Genomic DNA, 24,215 nt, shown 5'->3' with positions numbered 1-24,215 from the left:
TATACCTGTCGTTTTTTGTACCACCCCAATCAAGTCACTGGAGTAAGTTAAGATGCAAAAGTTAGCTGAGTTGTATCGCGGAAAGGCGAAAACCGTCTACACCACCGAAAACCCAGACCTGCTGGTTTTGGAGTTCCGTAATGATACGTCAGCACTGGATGGCGAACGTATTGAGCAGTTCGACCGTAAAGGCATGATCAACAACAAATTCAACCACTTCATTATGCAGAAGCTGGAAGAAGCCGGCATTCCGACTCAAATGGAACGTCTGCTTTCAGACAACGAAGTGCTGGTGAAAAAGCTGGATATGGTTCCGGTTGAATGCGTTATCCGCAACCGCGCGGCCGGTTCACTGGTTAAGCGTTTGGGCGTAGAAGAAGGCCTGGTTCTGAATCCGCCGCTGTTCGACCTGTTCCTGAAAGACGATGCCAGACATGACCCAATGGTCAACGAATCTTACTGCAAAACCTTCGGTTGGGTTAACGAAGAGAATTTGGCACGTATGAAAGAGCTGAGCTACAAGACTAACGACGTGCTGAGCAAGATTTTCGGCGATGCTGGTCTGATTCTGGTCGATTTCAAGCTGGAATTTGGTCTGTTCAACGGCGAAGTGGTACTCGGTGACGAATTCTCTCCGGACGGTAGCCGCCTGTGGGATGCCAACTCGCTTGAGAAAATGGACAAAGACCGTTATCGCCAGAGCCTGGGCGGTTTGATCGAAGCCTATGAAGAAGTCGCGAAACGTATTGGCGTTAAATTAGACTAATCTTTTTTTAGCCACGCAACGCAAACGATTACGCCCCCCAAGATTGTCAACACAGTTTAACGCTGTCGTCTGAGGGGGCGTTTTTATAGCTTCGTTTTCTTAAACACCTTCCGACTTCTTACCCAACTTCAAAGTCTGGCTATCCGCTATTGGTATTCCTGCGTCTTGTTAACTAGGATTAGGAAAAAACAGCGGGGGTGGATTATGCGTTGGCAAGGGCGTCGAGAAAGCGACAATGTGGAAGACCGCCGTAATGAAGGCGGCAGTCAGGGTAGCAATGGGATGGGCGGGATGCGCATTCCTATTCGCGGCAAAAGCGGCATCGTGATTGTTATCGTGGTGCTGATCGCCGGTTATTACGGTATTGACCTCAGTCCGCTGATTGACGGCGGCCAGACTCAGAATCCCTCGCAGTATCAGCAGCGACAAACTCCTGCTTCAATCAGTCCTAACGACGACCGACAGGCTAAATTTACCTCGGTCATTCTTGCCTCTACAGAAGATGTCTGGACTCAGATTTTTAAACAAAATGGCATGACCTATCGTGACCCGAAACTGGTAATGTACCGTGGCGCAACCCGCACCGGCTGTGGCACCGGGCAATCGGTGATGGGGCCATTTTACTGCCCGGCAGACAGCACCGTTTATATCGACCTGTCATTTTATCAGGAGTTGAGAGATAAACTCGGCGCAGGAGGAGACTTTGCGCAGGGTTATGTCGTCGCTCACGAGGTCGGGCATCATGTGCAAAATCTGTTAGGGATAGACAAAAAGGTGCGCCAGATGCAACAGGGCGCGTCACAGGCCGAGGTGAATCGCCTGTCGGTGAAAATGGAGCTACAGGCCGACTGTTTCGCCGGTATCTGGGGACACGCCATGCAACAGGAACAGGTGCTTGAAAGCGGCGACCTCAAGCAGGCGCTGGACGCCGCACGCGCAATCGGCGACGACCGGCTACAGCAGCAAAGCCAGGGTCGCGTAGTTCCCGACAGCTTCACCCACGGAACCTCCGCCCAGCGCTATGACTGGTTTAAACGCGGCTACGACAGTGGTCGCATGGAACAGTGCAACACTTTCGCCACCAAATAATTTCACTTCATCTTTCCCGCCGCAGCAGCGTTGGCTGCGCGCTATCCACCGTGGTCACTTACTTTGTGTAAGCTCCCACGGTGTCTCCGCTGGCCGCCTTGCTGCAACAGGAAATCTATTGTGAAACGTCACTTCATCATTCCCGCCGCAGCAGCGTTGGCTGCGCGCTATCCACCGTGGTCACTTACTTTATGTAAGCTCCCACGGTGTCTCCGCTGGCCGCCTTGCTGCAACAGGAAATCTATTGTGAAACGTCACTTCATCTTTCCCGCCGCAGCAGCGTTGGCTGCGCACTATCCACCGTGGTCACTTACTTTGTGTAAGCTCCCGAAGCAACAACGCTTCCTGCCGCGATATTTCCCGCGCGTATTCACCTCTGCCGCATAGTTGTGTAAGCTCCTGAAGGGCTGATTCGGGGCAACTTTCGACAGCTGACGTCATTAATAAAATTTTATCGTCTTAATCGTGACTTACTTTGGGAATCTTATGGCTTTTCTCGATCCAACCTTGCTTATCCTGCTGGTTTTTGCCGGTCTAGGTATTCTTAGTCACAATTCAGCCGTCACTATTGCCATGTTCTTTTTGCTGACGGTACGCATTACGCCGCTGAATCATTTCTTTCCGTGGATCGAAAAATACGGCCTGACGTTAGGGATTATTATTTTGACCATCGGCGTAATGGTGCCGATCGCCAACGGCAAGATCACCCCTGGCGCGTTGATTCATTCCTTTTTTCACTGGAAATCGATCGTCGCTATTCTGGTCGGCGTAGGCGTTTCCTGGCTGGGCGGCAGAGGAATTACCCTGATGGGCAGTCAGCCGCAGCTGGTAGCAGGACTGTTGGTCGGCACAGTATTGGGCGTCGCCTTTTTCAAGGGCGTGCCGGTTGGGCCTTTAATTGCCGCCGGTTTACTGTCACTGATGATCGGTAAAGGTTGACTGGATGAACCCCATCGAGCCTGAATCGCCGACTGCAAAACTGCTGTTTTTTCAGTTAATTGATTGCCAGCAGCAAATGTTGAAGCAGGGCGTGCGCAGGCTGCTGGTACTCAGCGGCGAATCAGACTGGGCCGCTGGGCTGGTAGTAAAGTTGACTGGACATTTTAGCGGCGACTGGCTGTGGGTTAGCTCGCTGCCGCAGCCGGATTTCCGCACGCTGGAGCCTGAAAAGGTGAATCAGCTGCTTGGGCAAGAGTTTTTGCACGGTGTGTTTGATGCGCGAGAAGGGCTGAACGCCGAGGCACTGGCGGCATTCAGCGGTGTTTTGCAGGCGGGAAGCTGGCTTATCTTGCTCGCTCCTGCCTGGTCAACCTGGCCATTAATGCCGGATAACGACAGTCGCCGTTGGAGTGAACAGCCCGAGGCAATAGCTACGCCACGATTTGTCAGCCGTTTTTGTGATTATTTACAGCAGGATAAACAAACTATTATCTGGCGACAGGGCGAGGCGTGCCAGCCGCAACTGCTGAAAGATACCGGCGATTGGTTTGCTCCCAAGGGTGCCCCGACCGAGCAGCAGCAAAGTATTCTTAACCTGCTGCTACAGGCTACCGAGGGAATTTTTGTACTCACTGCCGCACGCGGTCGGGGAAAGTCAACGTTGGCCGGAATGTTGGTGCAGCAGTGGAAAGGACTTTGTTGGCTCACGGCACCGGGCAAAGCCTCGGCACGGCGTATTGCTGAACAAAGCCAGCAGGGCGCGCGGTTTTTTGCACCCGATGCGCTGCTGGCGCACTGTGAAAGTGGTGCGCCCCTCGACGCTGATTGGCTGCTGATTGATGAGGCGGCGGCCATTCCTGCGCCATTGCTTACTCGTCTGATTGCCTTTTTTCCTCGCGTATTGCTGACCACCACCGTGCAGGGCTATGAAGGTACTGGTCGAGGTTTTTTGCTGAAATTTTGTGCCTCGCTAGCAGAGTGGCATGATTTAAGGCTGGTGGATCCGATCCGCTGGGCGCAGCACGATCCGCTGGAAACATTGATCAATAAAATTCTGCTATTTAACGAGCCGGATTTTACAGCAATAAAAAATGCCGCAGCAGGGAATGCTTCGACCGTAAACGCGGGTGCATCTCCAGAGCCTGAAAGCTGCTTAAATGCTCAAATTACTCCATTAAACATGGGCAGCGGCCTTGCTGCCAACGGGGAGAAACAGCCAGGCGATAAAATCATCGCTAATACTGCCGATAACCCATCGCTTATGAGTTTTACCTGGTTCGATGCAGCGGCATGGGAAAATGATCCCAAGCTGCTTGCTGATTTTTATCATCTGTTAACCAGCGCCCATTACCGCACCTCACCGATAGATCTGCGCCGCATGCTGGACGCGCCGGGTATGTCGTTCTCTGTGGCTAAACGAGGCGAGCATTTGGCCGCCGCGCTGTGGTGGGTGGAAGAGGGCGGACTCTGTCCGGCGCTGGCACATGAGGTCTGGGCGGGCAGGCGGCGGCCGCGCGGTAATCTGGTTGCCCAATCAATGGCGGCACACGGCGGATTTCCTGAAGCCGCCGTGCTGCATTCCCGACGAATTACCCGCATTGCTGTTGCCCCAGAGCACCGAAAACAGGGCGTGGGACGTGCATTGGTTGAGCAGCAGCGCAAAATAGCCCGTGCTCAAGGGCTGGATTTCCTCTCGGTCAGCTTTGGTTTTACCGACGATTTGTGGCGATTTTGGCAACGTTGCGGTTTCAAGCTGGTGCGCGTTGGCAATCAGCGGGAGGCAAGCAGCGGATGTTTTGCCGCGATGGCGATTTTGCCGCTGAGCGCATCAGGGCAAACGTTTTGCCAACAGGCAGTGCAACAATTTTTAAGAAATAGCCAACAGGTTCCCACAGAGGTGTCCGTTGCGCTTAATCAACATATTCACTCTCAAGATGACTCGAGTCTTAACGATGCCGACTGGCGCGAGTTGTCCGGTTTCGCGTTTGCAAGTCGGTCCGTTGAGAGCAGTCGCGCTTCGTTGCTGAGATTGCTGGACCAGTCATCGCTTTCTTTGCCTGCACTGCGTGCCAGTTTGCAGTCTCAAATGACGATGCCTGAAGTCATTTCTTTGCTTGGGTTGATTGGCAAAAAAGCGTTGCTTGAGCGCTGGCGTGCAGAAACCCGTCAGGCTTTAGAGCAATTGGATGTCAGGCAATGCAGCAGGTGGCGTGATTTTTCTGAATAAAAATTGGTTCGCAACAAGAAACGAGTGTTGATGAAGAGTACCGGCATTCTGGACATTGAAAAAATCAGTATGAGTTATTCAATAAAACCCTATTTTCCTCAATTTTCAGCCGCGTATAGTGAGGATATTCGTTGCCGTAATGAAACGGCGACACCTCTTTTAGCCAGTCACAGGAGTCCAGTTATGAGCCCGGATCACGTTATCGTTCAACAACCGCAGGGTCAGGCCGAGCAGCTGATTTTATTGTTTCATGGCGTGGGCGATAATCCGGTTTCAATGGGTGAGATAGGGCGCTATTTTACCCAGAGCTTCCCCGCGTCGCTGATTGTCTCAATCGGTAGTCCATTTGCCTGTGATTTAGGGCAGGGGCGTCAATGGTTCTCAGTGCAGGGCGTGACTGAGCAGAATCGTCATCAGCGTATTGCCGAGTCAATGCCGTTATTTATCAAGACCGTGCGCGACTGGCAACATAAAAGTGGCATAAGTGCTGCAAATACTATTCTGATTGGCTTCTCGCAGGGATCGATCATGTCGCTGGAATCCACCAAGGTCGAGCACAATCTGGCCGGGCGTATTGTTTCCTTTAGCGGTCGATTTGCCAGTCTGCCGGAAACAGCAATCGCGTCAGAGACCACCGTCCATTTTATCCACGGACAAAGTGACCCGGTAATTGCTGCCAATAACGCGGTGATTGCGGCGGAGCGCCTGAAAGAGTTGGGTTGTGCCTGCACGCTGGATCTGGCACCGAAGGTGGCTCACGGTATCAGCCCGCAGATGATTAGCGCGGCAATTGAGAGATTACAGGCCTGAGAGTGAAATATGCGGCAGGATTGTTCTCGCCTGCCGCCAGAGGTTTTAAAGGTTTAAAAAACGTACCGGCTTTTACTTTTTCTTGTCCTTTGGCCTGTCGTCGTCTGCATCCCATTCGGCGTTGTTATCACGGTGCGGTGGGATCTCAGGCTTATCTTTCAGGTAAGCTTTCACATCGACCCGAAGCAGTTCTTTAATGCCGCTGATGAGTATGCCAGCCAAAATGATCAGCACTATCCACCAGTAATCTTTAATCCATTCCATAATTTCACTCCCTTACTGGTTATCCTGCGTTTGCGTAAAACTATTCGCCTGTTACAGGTGTAATTATAACGTATTGCTGGAAAATCCTCTGCAGTTGGCTGCTAATCCAGGCGTGTCCAGCGAGATCCACACCTTGCCACGCCTGTTCAAGCACTTTTGGAGTGAGTAACTTTTCGCACTGCTCGGCCAGCGGACGATAGCTCAAGTGCCACGGCTCAACCGCCACGCCGCCGCTGTCGTGGCTAAATGGCCGATAAAAGCCGAACGATGCCATATTTTCATCCAGCCATTGGGTCAAAGGATAAAAATATCCGCCGTGATCATACTCCCAAGGTTCAAGCTGGAGTTTGCCGTCTGCGGGCAACAGTGTGGGATCGTAAATGTCGAGATCGCTGCCCCAGTGATGGCGGCTGGCACCAGGCAGGGCTGACCAGCGCAGGATCAGCTCGCCTCGTTGGGAATCATCAAGTTCAGTGATATCTACCGGATGACTGTGGCTGTCTAACACTGGCCGCTCGCCGTGGAACTTGCCGTTCCAGATAGCCAGTTGCCGCTCGAAATCACGGAAAGTGCTGGCCGGTTGCAGGTTAAATCCGGCCTTGGCCGCTGCGGCCTGCAACGCCAGAAAGGCTTGCACCGCCTCGGGTTGCAGGCGGTGATGAGCGGTGAGTTCAACCAGGTGCTCGGTGGAGCGCCCGGTCAGCATGGCGTGGCTGATCATCCGACCAACTGTTCCATAATGCGCTGATACATGCGGCTAAGCAGCTGCAAATCGGCTGCCTGAACGCATTCATTAATTTTATGGATTGAGGCATTAACTGGCCCCAACTCGACGACTTGCGCGCCCATCAAGGCGATAAAGCGGCCGTCTGAAGTGCCGCCGGTAGTTTGCAGGTCCGGGGTAATCTCGCTGTAATGCTGCACGGCGTTAATCACCGCATCGACCAGCGCACCGCGAGGTGTCAGGAACGGCTGACCGGAAACGACCCAATTAAGAGTATAATTTAGCTGATGTTTGTCCAGCAGCTCTGCAACACGTTGCTTGATCAGCGCATCGGTTAACTCAGTGCTAAAGCGGAAATTGAACTGCACGTAAAGTTCGCCGGGGATCACGTTATTGCTGCCAGTGCCGGCATTAATGTTGGCAATCTGCATGCTGGTCGGCGGGAAGAACTCGTTGCCGCGATCCCATTCGGTAGCGACCAACTCGTTAAGTGCAGGCATGGCCCGATGCACCGGGTTATCGGCCAGGTGCGGATAGGCCACGTGACCTTGCACGCCGTGAATTTGCAGATTGGCGGTCATTGAGCCACGGCGGCCATTCTTGACGATATCACCCACGCGAGTGGTGCTCGAAGGCTCGCCTACCAGGCAATAATCCATGCGCTCGTTGCGCGCCATCAGGGCTTCAACCACCTTCACCGTGCCATTAACCGCGCTGGCCTCTTCGTCGGAAGTGATCAAAAACGCCAGACGGCCCTGATGATTTGGGTTTGCTGCAACAAAACGTTCCGCCGCAACCACCATCGAGGCCAGCGAGCCTTTCATGTCAGCAGCGCCGCGACCATACAGCATGCCATCGCGCAGAGCTGGTTCAAAAGGTGGGGTGATCCACAGCGCCGGATCGCCGGTTGGAACCACGTCGGTATGACCCGCAAAGGCTAACGTTTTGCCCTCACCGCGGGTTGCCCAGAAATTCAGCGTATCGCCGATGTTCATGGTTTCAATGTGAAAGCCAATAGCCTGCAAGCGGGCAATCAGGATTTCCTGACAGCCTGCATCATCAGGACTTAGGGAAGGGCGACGGATCAACTGTTGCGCAAGATCTAAAACCGGACAAATCATTTACTTCACCTCTGCAACAAATTGCGCATAGCTTTCAGGTTTAAAGCCGAGCAGCGATTGTCCGCTGGCGGCGAGCAGGAAGGGGCGTTTAATGACCGCAGGATGATCGAGCATCAATGCCTTGGCAGATTCGGCATTATCACAGGCGGCGCGCACTGACTCGTCGAGCTTGCGCCAAGTGGTGCCACGAGTGTTGAGCAGCGCTTCCCAGCCCTGTTTATCGATAAGCGTCTGAATCAGCGTCTCGTCGAGGCCATCAACGCGATAATCATGAAAACGCGCCTCAACGTCGTTATCTTCCAGCCAGCGGCGGGCTTTTTTAACGGTGTCGCAATTTTTGATGCCATAAATAATGAATGAGGAATTCTCTGCCATGCCTAAACAACCCCTAAGTGTTAACTCGCCCAATACCGGCAAAGGATTGGGCGAAGGAATAGCCAATGACGGGCTGCAAGCCGCTGTCTGTCGGCGTTTGCCTCCCGCAAAAATGATGCTTTACATAATGCTGTAAAACGCTGGCTGAATCTACCCTTGCGGCCCGCCGGTCAGGCGGTTTTCCTGCGCCGGGTGCGGCCGCTGGCCAATGCACCTCGGTTGCGCTCTTCAATAACCAATAGGGCTATCTCTCCCGAGGCTTCCGTATGTTCTCTCGCTCTTTGTGCCGCAGCCTCAGCGTTGCGCTGTTCAACGGCGCAAATAATGGCTCGCAGCTCGGCCATGCTTTTTTCGGCGCGTCCTGGCCAGCGGGTTGAGGAGAAGCGAAACAAAGCCAGTCGATTGAGCAGCGAAAACAGCGTCTGCCCGATGGCAACATTGCCGGTGCCTTCTGCCAGTACGTGATAGAAATCTGCTGAAGAGCTAATTACCAGCACCATGTCCTGCGTGTCGTGGCCCCGGCCAATATCTTCAACGGTTTGGCGCAGTCTGGCACACTGTTCGTCGCTGGCTCGCAGGGTAAACAACCGCGCTGCCTGGCTCTCCAGAATCCCCCTGAGTTCATAGATTGATCGCACTTCCTCGATGGAAAGCTGCGACACCATTGGCCCGCGATAGCGCACGGTGGTGATTAGGCCCTCAGCCTCCAGACTGCGAAAAGCTTCCCGCACCGCGCTGCGGCTCACGCCAGTCAGTTCGCAAATTTCACGCTCGCGCAAAGGCTCACCGGGCAAAAAATCCCCCACGGCGATCCCTAAGCGAATGCTGTCTTCAACCAGTTCCCTGGCACTTTGGGTTATTTTTTGTTCTGACATGCTCAGAAAATCTCCACTGCAATACAATTTGCGTTTTTTCGTCAGACAATTTAAAACAGAATTGTCTGATGATTTTTACCGCTATTTGAAAAAGCTTACAACAGATGCATAGACGCTTCGAGATGGCGGTAGCAGAAATTCCGCACGAAATGTTTTTGCTATCTGAAACGCATACCTAAGAGGAACCGCAAAATGTCACAACCCTGGACTTGGCCGGAAAGCGAATGGCGTGGATATGTCAACAAAGTGCGCGCCGGGCAACCACTAAAGGCTGCATGGCCGGACAATAACAAAATTGCCGTCGCGCTCTCCTTCGACAGCGATCATGAAACTATTCCTCTGCGCGATGGCGAAACCTCTCCCGGACGCCTGGCGGCGGGCGAGTACGGCGCGCGGGTAGGTATTGGTCGTATTCTTAACCTGCTGGAGAAATACGGCGCTCCGGCCTCGTTTTATCTTCCTGCGGTTTGCGCGCTGCTGCGGCCAGACGAGAGCAAGACTTACGTTGCGGCGGGACATGAGGTGGGCATTCACGGCTGGATCCACGAGCGTAACTCGCTGCTCGATTACGCCACCGAACGCGATTTGATGCTGCGTGCCGCCGACGTGCTGGAAAAAACCTCAGGCGTTCGCCCGGTCGGTATTCGGACGCCATCCTGGGATTATTCGCCTTACACGTTGCAAATTATTCGTGAAATGGGGCTGATTTATGACTCCTCCCTAATGGCCGACGACGAGCCTTACGAGCTGATAGAAGAGGGCGTGGCGACCGGCGTGGTTGAAATTCCGGTCGAATGGATCCGCGATGATGCCCCGTATTTCACCATGGACCGCTTTAACTCGATTCGTCCGCATACCAAGCCACGCGACGTGCTGGAAATCTGGACTGACGAATTTAACCAGGCTTATAAAGAGGGCGGCGTATTCCAGCTGACCATGCATCCACACGTCATTGGGCATCGTTCCAGAATGGTGATCCTCGACGAGCTGATGCAGCACATTACCTCGCACGCAGGGGTGTGGTTTACCACTCACGCCGGGTTGGCCAATCATGTCGGCAAGCAGTTAAAAAACAGCAAATAGTTTCAATAACGCCGAGCGGATAATTATTCAATAAAAGAGCGGCGAATTATCATAATAAAAACAAATGGTTACATTTAGGTGTCAACAGCGGGAAACACTTTAATTCAGAGAGGGTTTTAGGATGGTAGCAACCGAAGCTTCAATTGATTCGCCTCATAAATTTACCGCACACCAGAAGAAAGTCGTTTTTGCCGCAGCGATTGGTAATGTCGTGGAATGGGTTGACTGGGGTCTGTACGCGGTTTTCGTCAAGCTTATTTCACAAGAGTTTTTCCCTGCGGGCGATAGTGTCGCCAGTCTGCTGACCACGTTGGGTTTCTTTGCGATTGGTTTTATCATGCGTCCGGTCGGCGCGGCGATTCTTGGCGCTTACGCTGACAAGTTTGGCCGCAAGAAAGGGCTGATTCTGAGTATCAGCATGATGTCTGGTTCCGCGCTGGTGATGGCGTTGACACCAAGCTATGCAGTGATCGGCGTGTGGGCGACGGCAATTTTGCTGCTTTGTCGTTTGGTTCAAGGCTTCTCTGCCGGTGGCGAATTTGGTTCTTCTTCGGCGCTGCTGGTGGAGTCAGCAGGCAAGGGGCGTCGCGCATTTGCCGGTTCATGGCAACAGGTTTCAGTAGCAGGCGGCACGCTGATTGCCTCATTTATGGGTACCACTTTTACCTGGTTTTTATCACCAGAATCATTGCTGGACTGGGGTTGGCGGCTGGCGTTTATCGTCGGCGCTGCGCTGGGGTTAATCGGTATCTGGCTGCGCGTAACGGTGAACGAAACCGAGGCGTTTATCAAACATAAACCCGCGGTAACATCACAGGTTCATCCATTAAAAGCGATGCTGGTTCATCATCCTAAAGCCGCTCTGCGGGTTGCGGGAATTACTATTGCCGGAACGCTGACCTATTATATCTGGCTGAATTATCTGCCAACTTACGCCAATATCACCACCGGTATTCCGTTGAAAGACGCCTTTTTGTCGCAAACTATCAGTATCGCGGTATTCATGGTGCTGTTGCCTTTTGCCGGAATGCTTTCCGACAAGATAGGCCGCAAGAAAACGCTGAGTGCCTTTGCTATCGGCTTCATTTTATTCTCTTATCCACTGCTGGCGATGCTGAATAATAATTTCTGGAGCCTGCTGTTTGTTCAGCTGGTCGGAATTATCTTCTTGCTAGGTTATTCGTGTAATTGCGCGGCGATTATGGCTGAACAGTTTCCTCCGGAAGTCAGGGCGACAGGAATTGCGCTGCCTTACGCACTGGCGGTGGCAATATTTGGCGGCACCGCACCTTATATAACTACCTGGATGCACTTTAACGGTTTTATCAATTATATCTGGCTCTATGTGGCAGTAGCCGCATTGATATCGCTGATCGTATATATGTGTATGCCGGAAACCAACAACGCTGATTTTGAATAAAGTCTGGCTCCCGTAGCGGTATTTCGGTTACGGGTAATAAAAAACCTATGCCGGAGAGGGAATATAGCCTTTTTGACTCAGAAAAGTCAGGGCTTCTCCTTCGGCATAGGTCATTGCGGTAAGCAGCGGGTGAAAGCTAAAGCGTTTATAGAATTCAATTTTATCCGGCACGGCGTAAATAATCACTTTGCCAAACGGCGTTAAATCCTGCATTACCCTGCGCATTAATGCGCCACCAAAACCTCGCCCCTGATAATCAGGATGGATAGCTACGTCGCTCAGATAAGAAACCGAAGTGAAGTCACTGATGGCGCGAGCACAGGCGATGAGCTCGCCATCGAGATAACCCAGATAGCGGAACTGGCTGTGGGAAAATCCGCGCTCCAGCTTGGCTAAATCGCGTTTGTTGAGGCCGCTAAGCTCAAGAATATCGGCCAGACGCTGCCAGTCTACTGATCCAATATTCTCGTTACTGATTATCTCAAAAGTCATTGCGGCGATCTCTCTGCAAGTCGTGTAGGGTTTTTTGAACCCTCGGGTGGCTAATAAACTGTTTATTGTTCAAACATTAGCCGTAATATCTGCCTCAGGCAATAGGGATCCTGCATACTTTTACTTCAACGGCAGCACAACGTTACCGGATGTATAAGCGTGATCGACGTGTCATTATCGGAATAAACTGTTTGTCTGATTAAATATTGCTCGTATAATCCCCTGCGTTAATCAAGGGGAGTATTATGGTCGAGCAAGAGTTAGGTAATTGGAAAGACTTTATCGAAGCTATGCTGCGTGGTTAATAACCGCAGTTTGCCAAGATAAAGTTAATAACAAGATCCTGTAGTTACATCAGATTTCATCCGTGAAAAACCGATATAGCCATCATCATCTTGTGAGCCTTGCCAAAAATGTTGATATAAACAACAGGCAGGTGATGAAAAATGGTATTTGAAACGCTTTATTTTCAATTGCTTCAAAACACCAGATAACTAATAAATAACTTTTTATTAACAAAAGGCGCTAATTAAATTAGCGCCTTTTTTATATCCAGAAAACGACTTCCTTAAAACAACGGTCGGGCCTTAATTCATAAACTTATTCTCATAACCTTATGAATCAGCTCATTGGTACATTGCCCTGACAAAATTCCTATCGCCTTCACGGATCCGGTGTGGTTTCTATGATCTCGTTAATCAGCGTTGGGTTTTCATGCTTGCCCGGAAAACGACGGCGCACCAGCACGAAGAATAGCGGAACAAAGAATATCGCCAGCACCGTGGCCGAAATCATCCCGCCAATAACCCCAGTGCCGACCGCATGTTGACTTCCCGAACCCGCACCCTGGCTGGTGGCCATCGGCAGTACGCCAAAAATAAACGCCAGCGAAGTCATCAGGATTGGTCGCAGTCGCATGCGCGAGGCTTCAAGCGTGGCCTCAAGCAGCGCTTTGCCCCGCACGTTGAGGTCGTTGGCGAATTCAACAATCAGGATGGCGTTCTTCGCCGACAGCCCGATAATAGTCAGCATCCCAACCTGGAAATAGACGTCGTTTTCAAGACCGCGCAGGTAGGTCGCGATAACCGCGCCGATTACCCCCAGCGGCACCACCAGCATCACTGAGAACGGAATCGACCAGCTTTCATACAGCGCAGCCAGACACAGGAAAACCACGAGCAGAGAAATAGCATACAAAGCAGGGGCCTGCGAACCGGACAGCCTTTCCTGATACGACATACCGGTCCATTCGAGTCCAATTCCGGTAGGTAATTTTGCCACCAGTTTTTCCATTTCGTCCATCGAAGCCCCGCTGCTGACGCCTTTAGCCGCCTCACCGACGATTTCCAGCGACGAAGCGCCGTTATAACGTTCAAGACGGGGCGAGCCAGTTTGCCAATGCGAGCTGGTAAAGGCCGAAAACGGTACCATCGTGCCCGTGGTATTGCGCACGTACCAGCGATTAACGTCGTCGGGCAACATGCGGAAGGGGGCATCAGCCTGTACATAAACTTTCTTCACGCGCCCGCGATCGACAAAGTCATTCACATAGGTTGAACCCCACGCTGTACTCAGAGTGCTGTTAATTCCGGAAATACTCAGACCTAACGCCTGCGCCTTGTGCTGGTCGATATCAATCTGCAACTGTGGGCTGTCATCCAGGCCGTTGTGGCGCACGCGAGACAGCAGCGGACTTTTGCCTGCCATATCCAGCAGGGAGTCTCGTGCGGCCATCAGTTTGGCGTGGCCTAAACCTGCGTGATCTTCCAGCTCCATATCAAAACCAGAGGAGTTGCCCAGTCCATTAATTGCCGGAGGGCTGCTGGCAATAATCCTCGCGTCGTTATATTTGCTCTTGCTGAACTCTTTGGTGGCGCGGTCAATGATATCAAACGAAGTATTTGCTCCAGAGGTGCGATCGTCCCAGTCAGCCAGGCGCACAAACATACGTGCGACGTTTTGCCCGTTACCACCCGGCCCTGAGCCGATGGTTGAGAACACCGACAGCACGTCTTTTTTCTCGTGGGTCAGGAAATATTGTTCAACCCGAGACACCACATTGGTGGTTTGCGCCATGGTCGAACCAGGCGGTAGCTGGATTTGTACGGTGAAAACGCCACGGTCTTCCTGTGGCAGGAAAGAGGTTGGCAGTTTAACGAACATAAAACCCAGGGCCACGACCAGCAGCAGATATACCAACATGTAGCGGAAGCCGTGATGCAAGATGCGGCCAACGCCGTGCTCATAGCGACGGGCGTTTTTATCAAACATGCGGTTAAACCAGCCGAAAAATCCGCGTTTTCCGTGATGATGACCCTTGGCGATCGGTTTTAAAATCGTGGAACACAGTGCCGGGGTCAGGGTCAGTGCGACAAACACGGACAGCACCATCGCGGCAACAATGGTCACCGAGAACTGACGGTAAATCGCCCCGGTTGTGCCGCCAAAAAACGCCATTGGCACGAATACCGCCGACAGCACCATGGTGATCCCCACCAGCGCGCTCTGAATTTGCCCCATCGATTTGCGGGTCGCGTCGCGCGGGCTGAGTCCTTCCTCACTCATGACCCTTTCAACGTTTTCAACCACTACGATGGCGTCATCGACCAGCAACCCGATTGCCAGCACCATCGCGAACATCGTCAAGGTATTGATACTGTAACCAAGCTGATGCAGCACCACGAAAGTCCCCAGCAAAACCACCGGTACGGCAATGGTCGGGATAAGCGTGGCGCGAAAATTTTGCAGAAACAGATACATCACTAAAAATACCAGCACGATAGCTTCAAACAGCGTTTTCACTACGTCGGTGATTGCCGCTTTGACAAACGGGGTAGTTTCATAGGCAATTTCGGTTTTTAGCCCGTGCGGGAAATACTGCGAAAGTTCTTTAATCTTGGCTCGCACGGCGGTATCGGTTTGCAGTTCATTGGCGCCAGAAGCCAGCTGCACCCCCATCCCGGAAGCCGGTTGGCCGTTATAGCGGCTGTCGAAGTTATAGTTTTCGGCACCGAGTCCGACGGTGGCAACCTGACCCAGAGTCACGTCCGAACCGTCGGCGTTTACCCGCAGCGTAATATCGCGAAACTGCTGCGGCGTTTGCAGCTGTGACTGGGCGTTGACCGTGGCGTTCAGCGCCTGCTGGTCCACCGCTGGCGTACCGCCCAGCTGGCCCACGGCGACCTGACTGTTCTGGTTTTCAATCGCGGTAACGACGTCAGAAGTGGTCAGGCTGTAGTTGTTGAGCTTGTTGGGGTCCAGCCAGATACGCATTGCGTACTGCGTGCCATAGGCGTTGATGGTGCCGACGCCGTCAACGCGGCTGATCGGGTCTTGAAGATTCGAGGCGACATAGTCGGAGATATCCTGCTTGCTCATACTGCCGTCGGTCGACACAAAAGCAACCATCATCAGGTTGGTATCACCGGTTTTTGATACGGTTACCCCCTGACTTTGCACCGTTTGCGGCAGGCGTTTCAGCGCCTGTTGCAGCTGGTTTTGCACCTGTTGCAAGGCCTCGTTCGGGTCAGTGCCCGCCACAAAACTCAGGGTAATCTGAGCCTTGCCGTCATTACTGCTCTGCGACGACATATACATCAGGTTATCGAGGCCGGTCATGTTCTGCTCGATTATCTGCGTCACGGTATTTTCTACAATCGTGGCCGACGCCCCCGGATATTGGGCGGTAATACGGACGTTAGGCGGCGCAAGAGCAGGATATTGCTCAACCGGCAGGTCATAAATGGCCAAAGCCCCTGCCAGAGAAATGATGATCGCCAATACCCAGGCAAAAATTGGGCGATCGATAAAGAAGTTAGCCATGTCTCACAAACCTCGTAATCATGCTCTAACCTCTGTCTTTCAGCTTCGATGTGCCGCAACGTGAAACCCAGAAGTTATAAGCGATGATTAACATCAGGAAATAATAAAAGATCTTTTCTAATAAATTAGCCTACTTTTATGTCACCACATCCTGGTGGTTGCGCAATTTTTTGCAACACTTGCTTGCGGATTAGTGTCACGATCAGGCTAAAAAAGAGGCCTGTACGCCTGAGCACTTTACCTTTAATCACCGGTAAAAACGTGGAGAAAAAAAGGAGATGTTGTAAAAAAGCTTGCTACGAAGGTGTTTACTTCTTTGACAGACTCAAATGACTCAGTTATTTAAGAAAGTAACAATGTATTCATAAAAACTATTTACTCATAAAAATAAGCAGAGAGTAGAACTATGCTGAATTCCGTTTTTGCCCGTCGGCTGTATTTATGTTGGTTGATTGAAAATAATGAGCGCCCTAATGTCCCAAATTTAATGGCGCTAAGCGGTTGGCCGCGACGGACACTGCAGGACGTATTAAAGGCGTTGCCGGGAATGGGGGTAGAGCTTAATTTTATTCAGCAGGGCGTGCGAAACAACGATGGTTATTACCAGATTGCCCACTGGGGTCCGTTGAACCCGCAGTGGATAGCCAGTCATCGCGAGCAGATCCTCGCGGCTATCGATTCCCAGGGGTAAGCCTGAGAATCGCGTTTAGGCCCTGGACTCGAGAAATATTACCGTTGCGGCTACGCGAGAGCGGACATCAAGCTTGCGTAGCACGTTGCGAATATGCACCTTGACGGTTTCTTCTGAAATAGACAGCTCGCGAGCGACTTCTTTATTCGACTGTCCTTTAGCCACCTCATTCAGTACGCAGGTTTCCCGGTCAGTTAGCTTCTCCAGGGGGTTTACCTTATTATTTTCGGCCACCACTGAATTTTGCATTTCCTCGCTCAGATAGTTATTACCCTGAGCTGTCAGCTGAATTTGCTCAAGTAAATACTCGGGCTTACTGTCTTTAAGCAGATAGGCGTCGGCACCGGCGTTGATCAGGTTGGCGATATCACAAGGAGAGTCCGAGAAGGTCAGAATAATGATTTTTGCGGCACAACCTTCGGCGCGTAGGGCGTTTAGCGTCTCAAGCCCGGACATATCCGGCATATTAAGATCGAGAATAATCAGATCGAGGTCGGTCATTCTTGCTGTCGCAAGGGCTTCAATACCCCCATTGGCCGTCGCCACTACATGCAGATTCGGCGAAAGCCCCAGCATCTGCTCTACGGCACGGATCATCAGTGGATGATCATCGACAATCATGACTTTATAATGTCTATCTAAAGAGTTGTTAAATAATGAGTTACTCGCTAGCGAGTGATGGGTCGATGAGAGATAAGCCGCCGAATGATTATCTGAGGATTGCTTATTTGTTGTACTGCAAGTCTCCGCGGATTTAGTAAAAAACGCAGGATATTGATCTGCCATGCTATTGCTCCCTTTTAGCTACTGCCTTCATCCATTATCAAGAGCATACTGGCTATATAATATTTATCAATATTAGGTTCATTCGTAGTTAATGTTCCTTACGTAATCTTTGCAGTGCATTTAGTATTAAGACTCCTGTTATTCACGTAGAGGCGCTATGACTGTCAAAATCGAAATTATCAAAGATAAATTGCTGTCCGATAACTGGTTCACGCTGCGTAATTACAGCTACGTGCTGGAAAAAAAAGACGGCAGTAAGATTGAGCATAAACGCGAGGTCTATGACCGTGGCAATGGCGCGACAATTTTGCTGTATAACCGCAATAAACAAACAGTGCTGCTGGTTCGCCAGTTCCGGATGCCTATTTATCTTAACGGCAACACTAACGGCATGTTGATTGAAACCTGTGCCGGCCTGCTTGATGACGATTCGCCGGAAGACTGCATCCGCAAAGAGGCGATTGAAGAGACGGGCTATCAGGTAGGTGCGGTCGCCAAACTGTTTGAGCTTTATATGTCACCCGGCGGTGTTACCGAGATTATTCATTTCTTTGCCGCGGAATATGACGATAGCAGGCGCGAAAATGATGGCGGCGGGGTTGAAGATGAAGATATCGAGGTGCTGGAAGTGCCATTCAGCCAGGCGCTGGAGATGATTAAAAATGGAGAAATCAAGGACGGTAAAGCGGTGATTTTGTTGCAGTATGCGCAAATAAACGGTCTGCTGGACTAAACTGCGTGACCGAATTCAAGGTTCGGTCACAGTAAGTTCCATTTATTGCGGTAGTGCCAGCGGCACGCCACCCTGATGTTGACTGCGAGTGGCCCAGGGTAAAACTGACCAGCTGGTTCCCTCACAGTCGCGCATTGCCCGCGCAAAAGAAGGGCCGAAATGGATACCTTTGGCGGTGAGATACCACGACGGGAAGTACCAAATCTCGGCATCGCTATAGTCACAGTCATCGTCACCTTTGGGCTTTTGCATCTCATGAGGATAAAGCTGTTTAAACTGCGTAATTAGCCAGGGGGCAAAATTCTTTTCGCGATAGTTTGAATAATCGTCGAATCCCACGCTGTTGCTGTTTTGATCGGCATGATCGTCAGCGTACATATAATGGAACGGCTTATCTTTACCAATCCACAAAATATCCTCCAACGACAGCGGGTTACCGGTTTTGGCATTAAGATTTAGCGGCGAGTCGCCAAAGTCTGGATGCGCACCGCCACAGCTGTAGCTGGTGGAAATTTTAACGCTGACCGCCGTGCTGGATAACAGCTCCGGCGTGACGGTTTGTTCGAATTCACCAGAGCCAAACTGGCTGGCACCCAGCATGCAGCTGTGGTAATCGATCACCTCTTGCCACAGTCGGGCGGTCAAATGCTGATTGATGGCGCTGAGTTGAGCCTCAGGATAACCGTCTGCCAGAGTAAACAACGAAATATTGGACTGCGGTTCGTGCCACCATTGCAGCTGGTGCCCCATAAAACTCTGCTGTTTGCCTTTCTTCAGCGACAGCTCGCTGAGGCGTAGGTACTCATAAGGTGAGTCATGGATCAGTCGAGTCAGAAAGGCATCGGGATTGGTTTCCGGAAGCTTTGCCGGAGTCAATTCAATCGGCATGATTTTTCCCTGAGGATTTGACCAGGTTCCCTGCCAGCCTGATTTGCCATCGGATTGAAGTCTGAGAATAGGGCGAGGGGTGTCGTTGAAGTCATCCATTCCCTCCTGCAAACTTAAATCGCCGTCCTCCAGACTGCCATTAAGTGGCAGGTCGAGATGGTATTTTTGATAAAAGTACCGGCCGGTGATCGCTTCTGGCTTATTTAAGTCCAGCTCCATGACCACTGCAGAGGTGCCGATAGTTCCGGTCAGGACCACAGGAGGCTCTTCCGCCATCGCGGAGGCAGAGAGCAGTGAAAGCATCAACAGGATTATTTTTGTTTTAATTTTTAGTAAACCAAAGTCGTTACCTTTCGCCATCCCTAATGCACCTTTTAAATATATGACTGCTGCTCACAGTAGAATATCAGCTTCGATTGTGCTTAAGCGTATAACAGCGCAACAAAACGTGTTTATGACACGACACCTGTAACTATTTCATTGTTCTGCGTCAGTATCGCAGCCAGTTTGTTTTTCATTCAAGCTATCCATTGCGGTTTACAGGTAAAAAAATGATGCTTTTCAAGCAGAGTCTTTGCACAGCTTAGGTTAATATCTAAAGGTTTACTTCGTAAAAGAGCTGAAATGTAATGACACCCAATTGGATGGCCACACCGCTGCTGTTGCTGGCAACTTTGTTAACCGGCTACGCGCATGCTGATCCGCTGCAACGAATCTACAACGATTGGCAGGTCAGTTGCGACAACATAAACCGCTGTTCGGCGAGAAGTTCGCAAGACAGCCAAGGCTTAGTGCTGCAATTAACCCGTGATGCCGGTCCCGAGGGCAAGGCCAGCGTCAGTATCGACTATCAGCGTAACAGTGACGAGCAAAGCACCGATCCCGGGATTGCCAATCGTTTGATACTCAATGGCAAGGCTTTGACCTTTAACCGCCGTGAATGGGATGTCAGCAAGAAGCATGTAACTACCACCAATCGCCTGGTGGTTGATGATTTTGTGAATTCTATCCGCGACGGCAAAAGCATTCTACTGGGTGGCAAACTCGATGCTCAGCAAAGCACGCACCCGGCGATTTCTTTGAACGGCTTAAAAGCGGCCCTGCTGGCTATCGATCAGCAGCAGTCTCGCGAAGGCACTAAAACTGCCTGGGCCAGTCGTGGTAATAAAGCCGTTTCCAGCGTTCCAGCGGCACCTGCCAAGCCAATCATGCCGCGTTTTAACGAGCCGCATCCGCTGACTGAAACCGAGATTTCCGCTATCACGCAAAATAACGCCACCAATGTCGAAAACAACGATTGCAGTCTTGACTCGGCCGAGCGTGAGGTGCATCTCTTTGCGCTGTCCAATGACAAGGCGTTGATGACGGTTAACTGTGATATGGGTGCTTATAATCTCTACGTGCTCGGCTATATAGTGTCACGCGAGGCACCGTACAAAGCAGATAACCTGGTGTTGAACATGCCGTTCAAGTCCGCAGACGACGATCAGCCACCTGAGTTGATTAACGCCGATTTTGATCAGAAAACCGGTATATTGTCGACTTTCGACAAGGGGCGGGGATTGGGTGATTGCGGCGTTTCCACTCGCTGGATATTTGATGGCAAGGTGTTTCGTTTGACGTCTTATGCGTCGGAACCTAGCTGTGATGGTTACAGTAAAAGCGGTCAATGGCCCATTCTTTGGACCACCAAAAGTTCGTAGCAAACGCTGAAAAAAACACCCCGCAAGCTGGACCAAAATCCAGTTTACGGGGTGCTTATTGCTAACTAACGCTGTGGATTACTTCGGCAAGGCGTAAGCGATGACGAAGTTGCCGCGTGGCGTATGCATGAAATGGTGTCCGGTGGCAGTAATCGCTACAAATTCGCGACCATCCTGCTCATAAACCATTGGCGTAGCCTGCGCACCAGCCGGTAACGCCACTGACCAGACAGTTTTGCCGGTAGTGATGTCGATGGCGCGGAGCAGGTTATCTGTCGCGGCGGCAATGAAAATCAGCCCTGATTTTGTGACTACCGAGCCACCGTTGTTCGGCGTACCAATGTTGATTGGCAGGCCTGTCGGCAAGCCAAACGGACCATTCTCACGCGCGGTACCCAGCGGGCGATCCCATACGGTGCGGCCATCACGAATATCGATAGCGCGAATGCCACCGTAAGGCGGTTCTTTACACAGCATGCCAGTAAACGGCAGCTGCCATCCCGCATTGACGTTCACCGCAACAGGAACGCCTTCCTGCGGATCGCCAGCACCTTCGGCGTGTGCCTCGGCAACCGGATCGTTGAGAATATCACGCGCTTTCCAGCCCATCGCATCGGCCTGCTTGCGAGAAACCAGTTTGGTATAGTTAGGCATGTCATTGTAGTTGGCAATGATCAGGCCACGCGCAGGGTCGAACGCCACACCGCCCCAGTCGACTCCGCCGTTGTAACCCGGATAGTCGATGATCGGTTTGTCCAGACCTGGAGGGGTGAACTTGCCGCGATAATCCGCCTGAGCGAACTGAATACGACAAACCAGCTGGTCAATTGGCGTCAGGCCCCACATGTTTTCGGGTTTGAGATCAGGCTTGGCCAGCGAGTTAAACAGCGAGAACGGCTGAGTTTTGCTGCGCGCCTGAGGCTCAAGGCCACCTTGTGGTACCGGGCGCTCTTCAACGCCGAACAGTGATTTACCGGTCGCGCGGTTGAGCACGTAGGTTTCACCATTTTTAGTCGGGAAGATGATCGCCGGAATTTTAGTCCCATCTGCCTGCGGATAATCAACCAGAGTCGGTGAAGAACCAGGATCGTAATCCCAAACGTCATCGTGCGTATTCTGGAACGACCAGCGCGGTTTGCCGGTTTCAATATCCAGCGCGGTCAGAGAAGGGGAGTATTTGTTCTCGTTTGGCGTACGGGTGCTGGAATAATAGTCACCGGAGGCGTTGGCAACCGGCAGATAAACCAGACCAAGCTTGTCGTCACCCGTGAATGAAGTCCACACGTCTGGCGAGCCGCGCTTGTATTGATCATCGCCAGTACGCGGAGCGGTATTTTCCGGGTCGGCGGCGTCCCATGCCCATTTCAGCCTGCCGGTTTTGACGTCATAGGCTTTCGTCACACCCGATGGACCGAATGCTCGTTGCCCATCGACCGTGGTGTGGCCTACCACCAGCGTATCGCGGATAACCGCAGGAGGAGAGGTGATAGAAACATAGCCGTGGTAGACCTTGCCCATATCTTCGGTAATGCTGATTTCGCCGTTTTTACCAAAGTCTTCACAGCGTTTGCCAGTCTGCGCGTCAAGTTCAATCACGCGGGCATCCAGAGTCCCGACAATCACTCGGCGTTCACAGGTCGCAGCTGCCGGAGCACTAGCGTCAGAAACTGCTGGTGCAGCGGGGTCTTGATAGTAAGCCATAGAGCGGCATGACGGGGTATAAGGCACGGATTCCGGCGTGATGCCCGGGTCAAATTCCCACTGCTTTTTGCCTGTTGAGGCATCCAGCGCCACTACTTTATTAAGATATCCGCAGACATACAGCGTGTTGCCTATCTTCAATGGTGTGTTTTGTACGCCCCAGCGCGTGTCTTTAGGTACGTCGCCGGCCTCGGCCTGCCAGGCAACCTGCAGATTTTTCACGTTATCAGGGGTTATCTGCGTGGCTGACGAGTAACGATCAGTGGCCTGATTGCCACCATAAGAGGTCCAGTCAGTCGACGGGATAGCGTGATTCACGCCCGTTCCGGTGTCGGCTTCAAAAGGATTATCTGCGCCCGCAGGCACGTCCTTGGCTTCGGTGACATGGTAGGGCACAAAAGCCAGCCCGCCAGCAACCACAAAAGCCAGTACCAGAATGCCGGATACGGCACGTGTTACGCCACGCGAAACGCCACGGTGCAAGGTAGGAAGTAAAAATGAGAAGGCGATGGCGAAAATCAGCATCAGCGCGAAACGCGGTACCCAGCCCCAGTAATCCAGCCCCGACTCGACGATAGTCCAGACAAGGGTGAAGACGAAAAGCACACTAAACCACCAGGTGGCTTTCGATGAACCGCGAGCAAGATAAATTGCACTGATAATGCTGAGAATACCGGCAATGGTGTAATACCAGTTACCGCCGAGCGCGATAAGCCACACGCCTCCGCCAGCAATGGCAACGCCAAACAGGCCTAAGACGATTGCGAGCAACCATCGGCCCCCTTTCGCAAAGGCGCACTCTGAACTAGTCATATCAATCCTTAGTTGAAAAATAATCCCACCAGGCAAAATTCATCGCCACTTTGGTCGGGATGATAAGCAGGAATTAAACGGGAGTGTCCTGCCAATAGACGAAAAGGGTTTATTTCTAGAGGCAACCCTTCTTTACATATCTTGACGGTTTGTTGTAATCCATTTGTTACAAAAACTGCTTATTTGTTTAATTTATATATATAAATGCAATTAGTTTTAGTGTGGTTATTAACAAAGTTATCTTGGCGTCCAAATTTTAGATAAAAAAAAGCCCCGATTTTCATCGAGGCTTTTGATCACCACGGCACGTTCAAAGCGCTGTGGCGAGAGTTGAATTTACTTCAACAGTGACTGTGCTTTGGCAACGACGTTATCCACGGTGAAGCCGAACTCTTTGAACAGCAGCTCTGCCGGAGCAGACTCGCCGAAGGTGGTCATGCCGACGATAGCGCCGTTCAGACCAACGTATTTGTACCAGTAGTCTGCAATGCCGGCTTCCACGGCAACGCGTGCGGAAACCGCTTTCGGCAGCACGGATTCGCGGTAGGCCGCATCCTGCTTGTCGAAGGCGTCGGTCGATGGCAGTGAAACCACCCGCACCTTGGTGCCCGCTGCGGCCAGCTTGTCGGCGGCTTCTACGGTGATGCCGACTTCTGAACCGGTGGCGATCAGAATGACGTCTGGCGTGCCTTCACAGTCTTTAAGAATGTAACCGCCGCGCGCCACGTTGGCCAACTGCTCGGCGGTACGCGGTTGCTGGGTCAGATTCTGACGGGAGAAAATCAGCGTGGTCGGGCCGTCGTTGCGCTCGATAGCGTATTTCCACGCCACCGCAGACTCAACCTGGTCAGCCGGACGCCACAGGCTCATGTTCGGGGTCACGCGCAGGCTTG

At 51.8% G+C, this 24,215-nt stretch carries 24 protein-coding genes; 13 read left to right on the top strand and 11 right to left on the bottom strand.

Annotated elements, in window-relative coordinates:
- Nucleotides 1-52: 52 nt before the first annotated feature.
- The 6 genes from purC (at nt 53) to ypfH (ending at nt 5,831) form a co-directional block, all read left to right on the top strand.
- Nucleotides 53-766: a phosphoribosylaminoimidazolesuccinocarboxamide synthase gene (gene purC, locus SPM24T3_RS18860; RefSeq protein ID WP_009638403.1), complete on the top strand. Its 714-nt coding sequence runs from the start codon at nt 53-55 to the stop codon at nt 764-766.
- Nucleotides 767-970: 204 nt separating this feature from the next.
- On the top strand, nt 971-1,855 hold the full coding sequence (locus SPM24T3_RS18855) for a neutral zinc metallopeptidase (protein WP_009638402.1): 885 nt from the start codon (nt 971-973) through the stop codon (nt 1,853-1,855).
- Nucleotides 1,856-2,101: 246 nt separating this feature from the next.
- The gene (locus tag SPM24T3_RS25590; protein WP_157135336.1) at nt 2,102-2,242 is read left to right on the top strand and encodes a hypothetical protein; all 141 of its coding nucleotides are present in this window, start codon (nt 2,102-2,104) and stop codon (nt 2,240-2,242) included.
- 99 nt (nt 2,243-2,341) lie between these two features.
- Nucleotides 2,342-2,794, top strand: a complete 453-nt coding sequence (locus tag SPM24T3_RS18850) for a DUF441 domain-containing protein (protein WP_009638401.1) — start codon at nt 2,342-2,344, stop codon at nt 2,792-2,794.
- Between the two features lie 4 nt (nt 2,795-2,798).
- Nucleotides 2,799-5,021, top strand: a complete 2,223-nt coding sequence (locus tag SPM24T3_RS25795; protein ID WP_009638399.1) for a tRNA(Met) cytidine acetyltransferase TmcA — start codon at nt 2,799-2,801, stop codon at nt 5,019-5,021.
- A 183-nt stretch (nt 5,022-5,204) separates the two neighbouring features.
- Nucleotides 5,205-5,831 (top strand): esterase, encoded by a 627-nt coding sequence (ypfH, locus tag SPM24T3_RS18840; RefSeq protein ID WP_009638397.1) that lies wholly within the window; start codon nt 5,205-5,207, stop codon nt 5,829-5,831.
- A gap of 72 nt (nt 5,832-5,903) precedes the next feature.
- Here the strand turns inward: ypfH and SPM24T3_RS18835 are convergent, their stop codons facing one another.
- The 4 genes from SPM24T3_RS18835 to SPM24T3_RS18820 are packed head-to-tail and all read right to left on the bottom strand — an operon-like array spanning nt 5,904 to nt 8,315.
- The gene (locus SPM24T3_RS18835) at nt 5,904-6,095 is read right to left on the bottom strand and encodes a YpfN family protein (protein WP_009638396.1); all 192 of its coding nucleotides are present in this window, start codon (nt 6,093-6,095) and stop codon (nt 5,904-5,906) included.
- Nucleotides 6,096-6,135: 40 nt separating this feature from the next.
- Nucleotides 6,136-6,816, bottom strand: coding sequence for a M15 family metallopeptidase (locus tag SPM24T3_RS18830; RefSeq protein ID WP_009638395.1), 681 nt, complete (start codon nt 6,814-6,816; stop codon nt 6,136-6,138).
- Complete coding sequence (gene dapE, locus SPM24T3_RS18825; protein ID WP_009638394.1) at nt 6,813-7,940, bottom strand: succinyl-diaminopimelate desuccinylase; 1,128 nt, start codon at nt 7,938-7,940, stop codon at nt 6,813-6,815. The genes SPM24T3_RS18830 and dapE overlap by 4 nt, the downstream gene beginning before the upstream one ends.
- A complete protein-coding gene (locus SPM24T3_RS18820) occupies nt 7,941-8,315 on the bottom strand; it encodes an ArsC family reductase (protein WP_009638393.1) in 375 nt (124 codons plus the stop codon). It abuts the gene before it with no gap.
- On the opposite strand from SPM24T3_RS18820, the gene SPM24T3_RS25575 reads away from it, so the two are divergent.
- Nucleotides 8,314-8,451: a hypothetical protein gene (locus SPM24T3_RS25575; protein WP_157135335.1), complete on the top strand. Its 138-nt coding sequence runs from the start codon at nt 8,314-8,316 to the stop codon at nt 8,449-8,451. The two genes, SPM24T3_RS18820 and SPM24T3_RS25575, sit on opposite strands and share 2 nt — an antisense overlap.
- A gap of 34 nt (nt 8,452-8,485) precedes the next feature.
- Here SPM24T3_RS25575 and SPM24T3_RS18815 read toward each other — a convergent pair whose 3' ends face one another.
- Entirely contained in the window at nt 8,486-9,190 is a 705-nt protein-coding gene (locus tag SPM24T3_RS18815; RefSeq protein WP_009638392.1) for a GntR family transcriptional regulator, read from the bottom strand.
- Nucleotides 9,191-9,382: 192 nt separating this feature from the next.
- On the opposite strand from SPM24T3_RS18815, the gene SPM24T3_RS18810 reads away from it, so the two are divergent.
- Complete coding sequence (locus tag SPM24T3_RS18810) at nt 9,383-10,273, top strand: polysaccharide deacetylase (RefSeq protein ID WP_009638391.1); 891 nt, start codon at nt 9,383-9,385, stop codon at nt 10,271-10,273.
- A gap of 121 nt (nt 10,274-10,394) precedes the next feature.
- On the top strand, nt 10,395-11,693 hold the full coding sequence (locus SPM24T3_RS18805; RefSeq protein ID WP_009638390.1) for an MFS transporter: 1,299 nt from the start codon (nt 10,395-10,397) through the stop codon (nt 11,691-11,693).
- 45 nt (nt 11,694-11,738) lie between these two features.
- Here SPM24T3_RS18805 and SPM24T3_RS18800 read toward each other — a convergent pair whose 3' ends face one another.
- Entirely contained in the window at nt 11,739-12,185 is a 447-nt protein-coding gene (locus tag SPM24T3_RS18800; RefSeq protein WP_009638389.1) for a GNAT family N-acetyltransferase, read from the bottom strand.
- Between the two features lie 245 nt (nt 12,186-12,430).
- On the opposite strand from SPM24T3_RS18800, the gene ypfM reads away from it, so the two are divergent.
- On the top strand, nt 12,431-12,490 hold the full coding sequence (ypfM, locus tag SPM24T3_RS25570; protein WP_139804174.1) for a protein YpfM: 60 nt from the start codon (nt 12,431-12,433) through the stop codon (nt 12,488-12,490).
- 358 nt (nt 12,491-12,848) lie between these two features.
- Here the strand turns inward: ypfM and acrD are convergent, their stop codons facing one another.
- Nucleotides 12,849-16,007: a multidrug efflux RND transporter permease AcrD gene (acrD, locus tag SPM24T3_RS18795; protein ID WP_009638388.1), complete on the bottom strand. Its 3,159-nt coding sequence runs from the start codon at nt 16,005-16,007 to the stop codon at nt 12,849-12,851.
- 406 nt (nt 16,008-16,413) lie between these two features.
- Here acrD and SPM24T3_RS18790 point away from each other — a divergent pair, with 406 nt between their 5' ends.
- Nucleotides 16,414-16,698 carry a helix-turn-helix domain-containing protein gene (locus SPM24T3_RS18790; protein WP_009638387.1) on the top strand — a complete coding sequence of 95 codons (285 nt, stop codon included), beginning with the start codon at nt 16,414-16,416 and terminating at the stop codon, nt 16,696-16,698.
- A gap of 15 nt (nt 16,699-16,713) precedes the next feature.
- Here the strand turns inward: SPM24T3_RS18790 and SPM24T3_RS18785 are convergent, their stop codons facing one another.
- The gene (locus tag SPM24T3_RS18785) at nt 16,714-17,319 is read right to left on the bottom strand and encodes a response regulator (protein ID WP_037379156.1); all 606 of its coding nucleotides are present in this window, start codon (nt 17,317-17,319) and stop codon (nt 16,714-16,716) included.
- Between the two features lie 322 nt (nt 17,320-17,641).
- Between SPM24T3_RS18785 and nudK the strand changes: the two genes are divergently transcribed.
- The gene (nudK, locus tag SPM24T3_RS18780; protein ID WP_009638385.1) at nt 17,642-18,217 is read left to right on the top strand and encodes a GDP-mannose pyrophosphatase NudK; all 576 of its coding nucleotides are present in this window, start codon (nt 17,642-17,644) and stop codon (nt 18,215-18,217) included.
- A 42-nt stretch (nt 18,218-18,259) separates the two neighbouring features.
- Here the strand turns inward: nudK and SPM24T3_RS18775 are convergent, their stop codons facing one another.
- Nucleotides 18,260-19,465: a hypothetical protein gene (locus SPM24T3_RS18775; RefSeq protein WP_009638384.1), complete on the bottom strand. Its 1,206-nt coding sequence runs from the start codon at nt 19,463-19,465 to the stop codon at nt 18,260-18,262.
- Between the two features lie 269 nt (nt 19,466-19,734).
- On the opposite strand from SPM24T3_RS18775, the gene SPM24T3_RS18770 reads away from it, so the two are divergent.
- Nucleotides 19,735-20,808: a DUF1176 domain-containing protein gene (locus SPM24T3_RS18770; RefSeq protein WP_009638383.1), complete on the top strand. Its 1,074-nt coding sequence runs from the start codon at nt 19,735-19,737 to the stop codon at nt 20,806-20,808.
- 78 nt (nt 20,809-20,886) lie between these two features.
- Here the strand turns inward: SPM24T3_RS18770 and SPM24T3_RS18765 are convergent, their stop codons facing one another.
- Nucleotides 20,887-23,322: a membrane-bound PQQ-dependent dehydrogenase, glucose/quinate/shikimate family gene (locus SPM24T3_RS18765; RefSeq protein WP_009638382.1), complete on the bottom strand. Its 2,436-nt coding sequence runs from the start codon at nt 23,320-23,322 to the stop codon at nt 20,887-20,889.
- A gap of 336 nt (nt 23,323-23,658) precedes the next feature.
- Nucleotides 23,659-24,215, bottom strand: a 557-nt coding sequence (locus SPM24T3_RS18760; protein WP_009637895.1) for a transketolase C-terminal domain-containing protein, incomplete at its 5' end; no start/stop codon positions are given.

Source organism: Serratia sp. M24T3, assembly GCF_000257645.1.
GTDB lineage: Bacteria > Pseudomonadota > Gammaproteobacteria > Enterobacterales > Enterobacteriaceae > Rouxiella.
The sequence above is the reverse complement of the archived record's forward strand: the minus strand, read 5'-3'. Positions and strand labels throughout refer to the sequence as shown.

Excerpts from the sequence above, each read along its gene's own strand:
- SPM24T3_RS18830 (WP_009638395.1), bottom strand. The coding sequence starts at position 6,816 with ATGATCAGCCACGCCATGCTGACCGGGCGCTCCACCGAGCACCTGGTT.
- SPM24T3_RS18775 (WP_009638384.1), bottom strand. The coding sequence starts at position 19,465 with ATGGCGAAAGGTAACGACTTTGGTTTACTAAAAATTAAAACAAAAATA.
- dapE (WP_009638394.1), bottom strand. The coding sequence starts at position 7,940 with ATGATTTGTCCGGTTTTAGATCTTGCGCAACAGTTGATCCGTCGCCCT.
- SPM24T3_RS18800 (WP_009638389.1), bottom strand. The coding sequence starts at position 12,185 with ATGACTTTTGAGATAATCAGTAACGAGAATATTGGATCAGTAGACTGG.
- SPM24T3_RS18810 (WP_009638391.1), top strand. The coding sequence starts at position 9,383 with ATGTCACAACCCTGGACTTGGCCGGAAAGCGAATGGCGTGGATATGTC.
- SPM24T3_RS18815 (WP_009638392.1), bottom strand. The coding sequence starts at position 9,190 with ATGTCAGAACAAAAAATAACCCAAAGTGCCAGGGAACTGGTTGAAGAC.
- SPM24T3_RS18770 (WP_009638383.1), top strand. The coding sequence starts at position 19,735 with ATGACACCCAATTGGATGGCCACACCGCTGCTGTTGCTGGCAACTTTG.
- SPM24T3_RS18765 (WP_009638382.1), bottom strand. The coding sequence starts at position 23,322 with ATGACTAGTTCAGAGTGCGCCTTTGCGAAAGGGGGCCGATGGTTGCTC.
- nudK (WP_009638385.1), top strand. The coding sequence starts at position 17,642 with ATGACTGTCAAAATCGAAATTATCAAAGATAAATTGCTGTCCGATAAC.
- SPM24T3_RS18820 (WP_009638393.1), bottom strand. The coding sequence starts at position 8,315 with ATGGCAGAGAATTCCTCATTCATTATTTATGGCATCAAAAATTGCGAC.
- purC (WP_009638403.1), top strand. The coding sequence starts at position 53 with ATGCAAAAGTTAGCTGAGTTGTATCGCGGAAAGGCGAAAACCGTCTAC.
- SPM24T3_RS18785 (WP_037379156.1), bottom strand. The coding sequence starts at position 17,319 with ATGATTGTCGATGATCATCCACTGATGATCCGTGCCGTAGAGCAGATG.
- SPM24T3_RS18835 (WP_009638396.1), bottom strand. The coding sequence starts at position 6,095 with ATGGAATGGATTAAAGATTACTGGTGGATAGTGCTGATCATTTTGGCT.
- acrD (WP_009638388.1), bottom strand. The coding sequence starts at position 16,007 with ATGGCTAACTTCTTTATCGATCGCCCAATTTTTGCCTGGGTATTGGCG.
- SPM24T3_RS25795 (WP_009638399.1), top strand. The coding sequence starts at position 2,799 with ATGAACCCCATCGAGCCTGAATCGCCGACTGCAAAACTGCTGTTTTTT.
- ypfH (WP_009638397.1), top strand. The coding sequence starts at position 5,205 with ATGAGCCCGGATCACGTTATCGTTCAACAACCGCAGGGTCAGGCCGAG.
- SPM24T3_RS18850 (WP_009638401.1), top strand. The coding sequence starts at position 2,342 with ATGGCTTTTCTCGATCCAACCTTGCTTATCCTGCTGGTTTTTGCCGGT.
- SPM24T3_RS25575 (WP_157135335.1), top strand. The coding sequence starts at position 8,314 with ATGCCTAAACAACCCCTAAGTGTTAACTCGCCCAATACCGGCAAAGGA.
- SPM24T3_RS18805 (WP_009638390.1), top strand. The coding sequence starts at position 10,395 with ATGGTAGCAACCGAAGCTTCAATTGATTCGCCTCATAAATTTACCGCA.
- SPM24T3_RS18790 (WP_009638387.1), top strand. The coding sequence starts at position 16,414 with ATGCTGAATTCCGTTTTTGCCCGTCGGCTGTATTTATGTTGGTTGATT.
- SPM24T3_RS18855 (WP_009638402.1), top strand. The coding sequence starts at position 971 with ATGCGTTGGCAAGGGCGTCGAGAAAGCGACAATGTGGAAGACCGCCGT.